The 6,386-nt window shown below is 58.7% G+C and carries 6 protein-coding genes; 2 read left to right on the top strand and 4 right to left on the bottom strand.

The features are described from left to right. From gshA to mazG, 4 genes are all read right to left on the bottom strand, one after another. A partial coding sequence (gene gshA / locus RIFP1SYM_RS15135) for a glutamate--cysteine ligase (protein ID WP_039960698.1) occupies positions 1–1,403 on the bottom strand: 1,403 nt, incomplete at its 3' end. A gap of 146 nt (positions 1,404–1,549) precedes the next feature. Next, entirely contained in the window at positions 1,550–3,649 is a 2,100-nt protein-coding gene (locus tag RIFP1SYM_RS15130) for a carboxy terminal-processing peptidase (RefSeq protein ID WP_006475532.1), read from the bottom strand. A gap of 163 nt (positions 3,650–3,812) precedes the next feature. Then, positions 3,813–4,679, bottom strand: a complete 867-nt coding sequence (locus RIFP1SYM_RS15125) for an NUDIX hydrolase (RefSeq protein WP_005966413.1) — start codon at positions 4,677–4,679, stop codon at positions 3,813–3,815. Next, complete coding sequence (mazG, locus tag RIFP1SYM_RS15120; protein ID WP_005966411.1) at positions 4,676–5,497, bottom strand: nucleoside triphosphate pyrophosphohydrolase; 822 nt, start codon at positions 5,495–5,497, stop codon at positions 4,676–4,678. Before mazG ends, RIFP1SYM_RS15125 begins: the two co-directional genes overlap by 4 nt. Positions 5,498–5,712: 215 nt before the next feature. Between mazG and RIFP1SYM_RS15115 the strand changes: the two genes are divergently transcribed. Both RIFP1SYM_RS15115 and RIFP1SYM_RS15110 read left to right on the top strand, forming a co-directional pair. Next, positions 5,713–5,919 (top strand): hypothetical protein, encoded by a 207-nt coding sequence (locus RIFP1SYM_RS15115; RefSeq protein ID WP_005966409.1) that lies wholly within the window; start codon positions 5,713–5,715, stop codon positions 5,917–5,919. A gap of 124 nt (positions 5,920–6,043) precedes the next feature. After that, positions 6,044–6,386 (top strand): DUF302 domain-containing protein (locus RIFP1SYM_RS15110; RefSeq protein ID WP_039960694.1); only part of this gene is annotated, 343 nt, incomplete at its 3' end.

The following is a 6,386-nucleotide window of genomic DNA, read 5'->3' as shown; positions in this document are numbered from 1 at the left end:
GCAAAGCCAAAGAAGGGTTCACCCTGCTCGCGCATCTGCGCCAGCATCTGCGCAGAAGGGGTCAGGTTGGGGTCGATGACCCGCTCGCGCAGACTTGACAGGGCCTGCTGATAGGGCTGATCAGCGCTGTCGGCATCGAGCAGCTCACAGATCGGCAGCATCGCATCGAAGATCTCCAGTGCCCAGTCGCGCAGGCGGATCTCCCGCCCGTTACGCTGCAGAAACAGCCGTGGATCGCGCCCGCGATGCGCGGCAGCACCCTCGTTGCGGTCGATCTCTTTCTGCTCGAAGACGTTGATCGCAGGGCTCTCCAGCAGCAGACAGAGCAGCAGGAAGGCCTCAAGAAAACGAATCTGCGGCTGGTCGATCCCCAATGGGTCGAAGGCATTCACATCCAATGAACGCAACTCGATATAGCGCACCCCACGCCGCCGCAGGGCGAGAATCGGCTTCTCCATACCGTCGGGGATCTGCTTCGGCCGCACCGTGCTGTAGTATTCGTTCTCAATCTGCAGGATGTTGGCATTGAGCTGCTCATAGCGCCCATCCACCTCCACCCCGATCGTCTGATAGATCGGGCAGGGGGTCTCGACGGCACGCCCCAGGGTCTCCAGATAGGCATCGAGACAGTCGTAACAGACCTTCACACCGGTGCCCTGCTCCTTGCTGTTCTGATAACCGATATCCCCCATCCGCAGGGAAGTGGCGTAGGGCTGGTAGTAGGTAAATTCATCGAATGACTTGAGACTGCTGGGGCGCCCGCCGAGGAACGACTTGCAGATCGCCGGCGAGGCACCAAACAGGTAGGGCACCAACCAGCCAAAACGCTGCAGGTTGCGGATCAGGCCAAAGTAGGCTTCGGAGATGAAACCTTGCAAATCCCCCTTACCGCCCTCCAACGTCTGATAACCGGGCCAGAACGCCTCCGGCAGCGAGTAGTTGAAGTGAACCCCGGCGATCACCTGCATCACGCGGCCATAGCGGTGTCCCAGGCCACGCCGGTAGACCGTCTTCATCAGCCCCGCATTGGAGCTGCCGTAACGGGCAATGGGGATAGTGCAGCCGCCCTCCACCACGCAGGGCATGCTAGTCGCCCAGAGGATCTCATCCCCCTCCAGCCGATCGTAGACAAACTTCTGCGCATCCCGCAGGAACTCGAGCACCGCATCGCGCTGCTGCAGTGGCGGGGTGATGAACTCAGTCAGCGCTTCGGAATAGTCGGTGGTGATGTAGGGGTGGGTTAATGGCGCGCCCAGCGCCTCCGGATGGGCACTCTGGGCGATACCGCCTGCGGGCGTGACCCGCAGGCTCTCCTTCTCCAGGCCGATCAGGCCCTGACCCAGCAGGATGCCAAGCTGGTTCTGCTCGATCTTTTTCAGTCGCTCTTCGAGGCGGGATAACAAAATAGCGGCTGCCCTTGGATGCCTCTGAATGAATCTGGACGATGTGCGCGTCCAGATTCATTCAGACACTCCCTTGAAAAAGGGGGCGATTATAGCCCGCACCGTGACCAGCAACACTGATATTTTACGGGGTTAATGACGCCGCATCAGCGCATCACTGCACGGGGAGGCTGATAGAGAATGGAGTCGGCCAGAATCCTAGCCGCTTCGTTGACCTGGATCTGGTTGGTCGCTTTCACCTCCGGATCCTCGTCATCCTGGAGTAGTTCCTCGTCATCGGCCTTGCGGTCGGTCTCGATCTGCTTCAGACCAAGCGAGAGACGGAAGCGGTTCTTGTAATCCATGCGCGCCTTCTCACGCTGATCCCACTCTCTGCGGCGCTGCACCTCCAGCAGCGTCACCTCGGTGCGCTGATCGGCCTTCTTGAAGCGCTTCTCCTGCTCGACCAGCATCACGAAGCCCGGGTCTGCACCCACTCGCTGCTGGTGGCGATTCAACAGGTGGGAGACGGCGTTAACCCCTTTGGAGGCGTATTGCGCAGCCTTGATGCTGGCCCAGGGCAGAGCGTTGTCGAGGGAACGCTCACCATGCTCCGAGGAGTATTGCGCGGTGGGATAGAGTATGTCTGGCACCACCCCCCGGTGTTGGGTGCTGCTGCCGTTGATGCGGAAGAACTGCGCCATGGTGAGCCGCAACCGGCCCAGATCGGTGTCATCACCGGGCACAAACCGGGTCAGTTCCACCAGCGTCTGCACCGTGCCTTTGCCAAAGGTCGGTTCACCGACCACGATGCCGCGTTGATAATCCTGGATGGCACCGGCGAATATCTCCGAGGCGGAGGCGCTGTTGCGATCCACCAGCACCGCCAGCGGCCCCCGGTAGGCGATGTCGCTGTCGGGGTCGCGCTCCACCTCCACCTTGCCGAAGGCATCTCTGATCTGCACCACCGGGCCGGTGTCGATAAAGACGCCAGTCAGCTCGGTGGCTTCGCTCAGGGAACCACCACCGTTCTGCCGCAGATCAATCACCACCCCATCGACCTGCTGCTGCTTCAGCTCGGCCAGCAGCCGGCGCACATCCCGGGTGGTGCTTCTGAAATCTTTTTCACCGCGGCTCTCGGCGGCAAAGTCACGGTAGAAGGTGGGGATCTCGATAACGCCGATACGCAGATCCTTCATGCCATCGAGCTTCTCGATGATGGAACTCTTGGCGGCCTGATCCTCCAACTTTATTTTGTTGCGCACCAGAGTAACCAGTTTCGATTTGCCGTCCGAGCTTTCACCCTTCGGCAGGATGCGCAGGCGCACCACCGAGCCTTTCGGACCCCGGATCTGCTCGACTACATCCTGCAGGCGCCAGCCGACGATATCCTGCAACTCACCATCCACACCCTGCCCCACGCCGAGGATGCGATCCCCCGCCTTCAGCTGGCCGCTCAGTTTGGCAGGTCCGCCGAGCACGGTCTTCTGGATCACGGTGTACTCGTTGTCGGAGCGCAGCACCGCGCCTATGCCCTCTAGGGAGAGGCGCATGCTGATGTCGAAGTTCTCCGAGGTGCTGGGCGACATATAGCTGGTGTGGGGTTCGATGCTCAGGGTATAGGAGTTGATAAAGGTCTGAAACACATCATCTGCATCAAACTGGCTGATGCGCCGCTCCAGCCCCTGATAACGCTCACGCAGGGTCTGTTTGATCTTCTCCTCAGGCTTGCCGGTCATGCGCAGATTGAGCACATCGTTCTTCACCCGCTGGCGCCAGATCTCGCGCCATTCGGTACGGGTTTGGGCCCAGGAGGCCTCGGATCGGTCAAACCGATACTCCTCATCGCGTTCGAAATCGAAGCCCTTGTCGAGCAGATCGATAGCGTAGGCCACCGCATCGCTAACGCGTTTGCGGTAGCTGCGAAAGATCAAAAAGGCCGGCTCCAAACGAGCGTTGAGCAGATAGTTGTCGAGTTTCTTCTCGTAGGTGGAGAAGTGATTGATATCCGAGGCGAGAAAAAAGGAGCGATTGGGGTCGAGAGAATCGAGATAACGATCAAGGATCTTGCTCGACATCTCGTCATTCAGCGGGGCTTTCTTGTAGTGGTATTTGTCGATCACCTTGAGGATCACCACCGTCGCCTGCTGGTGGTTACGCGAGGGTATCAACTCAGAGAGTGGAACCGTCCGCTTCTCAGCCAGGCTCTGGCCGCTGACCAGCACAAGTCCGATAACAAGCAGCAGGAAAATTTTAATTGATTTCATCCGATAACACACACGCGCTGTAGTTAGTGGTTCTAGAAAGATAATGAGGGGTTTGACCCTCTTTCTGCCTCTCGCGTTCCACCCTCTTTATTAACCCGGACAAATCCGGGAAGCAAGGGCAGATCCGATGATGCCAATTCGCTGCGGCAAACTGCACTCCGGCTCACAGTTTTTCATGCAAACCCTCGATTATCTCCAGATAGTCCGGCTCCTCCGGATGCATAATCCCGTGCCGGATCAGGAAGTCGATAATCACCAGATTGCAGTTGAGCTTGAACTCGTCGGTCTCCCGCACCAGCCCGATCACCTCCTCCACCGGCATCAAGTAGAAGGCCGCCACCTCGCCATCACTATTCTCCGGCACAAAATCGGCGGGCAGCTCCAGATCGTAACAGTAGATGGTATCAGGCTTGAGTCCGGTCTCGGTCTCCCGACAGTAGCTCAGGGCGCTGACTGGCACCGCCCGGCTGGCAAGCTGCGGCGGGATCGATGCCTCTTCGGCACACTCTTTCTGCAGGTTCTCCTGCAGACTCAACTGATGCGGCAGACCTCCCGCCACCATGTTGTCGAGCTTGTCGGGAAACACCCGCCGATCGGCGGCACGGCGCGCGATCCACATCTTAAGCCCTTCGCTGTCACGCACATAACCGTTGAGGTGCTGGCCATAGGCGCGCAGGCCAAAATAGGGGGCCGAGGTACGATCGATGGTGGCAAAGGCGTGCTGCCGCTCAGCTGCGGTCACCGGGTAGCGTTCACCGTGCTGATGGGTGATCACACCCTGTTCGACCAGTGCATCCACCACCTCGCCCAACTGCGCGGTGCGGTAGTCGAAGTCGTCCCGCTCGTCGATCAGCTCGACCTGCTCCCGGCTGATGCGAAACCGCTCTGGCCACTGACCAAGCGCCTCGACCAATGGTTGCTTTAGACGTCCGACCTGCTCTCCAGCGATACAAAAAGGGGTGAAGTTGGCTGGATTCCAGGTGTTGCAATTATAGATGTGCCGCAGATAGCCCATTGCGGACTGGCTCATTCCTGATTCTCCTCAGTGTTGCACCTGTTGCGCTCCTCCGCTTTCACCCGTTTCCAGAGCGGATCTAGGGTGTCGATGCCGGTGGCGTGGATATCACCACCCTGTTGCCGAAGCAGACGCTCCATGCGGGCAAAACGGCGTTCAAATTTATGGTTGGCGCTGCGCAGGGCACTCTCGGCATCCACCCCGGCATGACGGGAAAGATTAACACAGCTGAACAGTAGGTCACCGATCTCCTCCTCCCGCTGCTGCGCTTGATCAGCCGCAATCACCGCCTCCACCTCGCCCAGTTCCTCCCGCAGCTTGTCGGCAACAGCCCCGATCTCCGGCCAGTCAAAGCCGATCTTGGCCGCCCGCTTCTGCAGCTTCTCCGCGCGCATCAGGGCCGGCAGCGCCTGGGCTACCCCATCCAGCACCCGGTGCCCCGCATCACCCGCCTTGGCGCGACGCTCATGCAGTTTCTGCTGCTCCCAGGCGTGACGCAGTTCTGCTTCATTGGCCGGGGTTTGATCGGCAAATACGTGGGGGTGCCGACGCACCATCTTCTCCACGATTCCTGCCACCACTGCCTCGAAATCGAACTGCCCCGCCTCCTCCGCCATCCTGGCGTGGAATACCACCTGAAACAGCAGATCCCCCAGCTCCTCCCGGAGATCCTCGAGATCGTCGCGCTGAATCGCATCGGCCACCTCGTAGGCCTCTTCGATGGTGTAGGGCGCAATGGTTGCGAAGCTCTGCTTTCGATCCCAGGGACAGCCAGTCTCCGGATCCCGCAGTCTGGCCATGAGTTCGAGCAGACATTGCATCGATTCAGACACGGCGAACCTCTCTAGTGCGCGGAACCATAAAAGGGGAAATCTGCTCAGAAATCTTTGAATTGGGTCAATAGACTGATTATCAAGGAGATGCGTGGATCTTGTTGTGCAAATAATCTTCCCACATCAAGCTGATTTCCACTTGTCCGCTAGTGTGATGCAGCTCACAATACGCGCCCCGTCAAATCTTTACACCAGCACATTTAGGAACAGGGAAGATGATCGCTTCAACAGCAATTTTACTGCAGCAACAGGAGCATAAGCTCATCCACCCATGTGAGATGCCCCCCATCGAACAGGTCGCCCACTATGAACAGGCGATAACTCGGCTCACTCCAGCCAGCTCCGAGCTGGAACGAAATCTGATCAGCACCTACCGCAGCCTGCTGCTGCAGTGTCGGGAGCAGTTCGCCAGCGACTACTGAGCAGCTTCCCCCCCCGGAGTTCCCCCTTTTTCTACAAGGGCGTTGGCATACCTCCATTGATAATCCTCGTTGTCTACAGCCATCATGAAAGCTATCTTCTGCGCACCCAAACAACGGAGGCTTTATGTACGAATTTCACACAGAACTTGATCTGCCCTTCGATGAGGCAGTGGAACGGGTCAAGGCAACCCTGATGGAGGAGCATCTCGGCATCGTCAGCGAGGTAGATGTGCAGGCGATCCTCAAGGCAAAGATCGACAAGGCGATCCCCAACTATCGTATCTTTGGTGCCTGCAATCCTAAACTGGCCGACCGGATCATCTCAGAAGAACCCAATGCCGGCACCCTGCTGCCCTGCAACTTCATCATGCGCGAGAGCGAAACCGGCCAGGTGGTGGTCAGCTTCATGGACCCAGTGGCGGTCTTGGGACTTGCTGAATCCGATGCGGCCAAGAGCGTGGCCGAAG

It is taken from the genome of endosymbiont of Riftia pachyptila (vent Ph05), assembly GCF_000224455.1.
In the GTDB taxonomy this organism is placed as follows: Bacteria; Pseudomonadota; Gammaproteobacteria; order Chromatiales; family Chromatiaceae; genus Endoriftia; species Endoriftia persephonae.
This window is presented reverse-complemented; position numbering and strand designations above follow the sequence as displayed.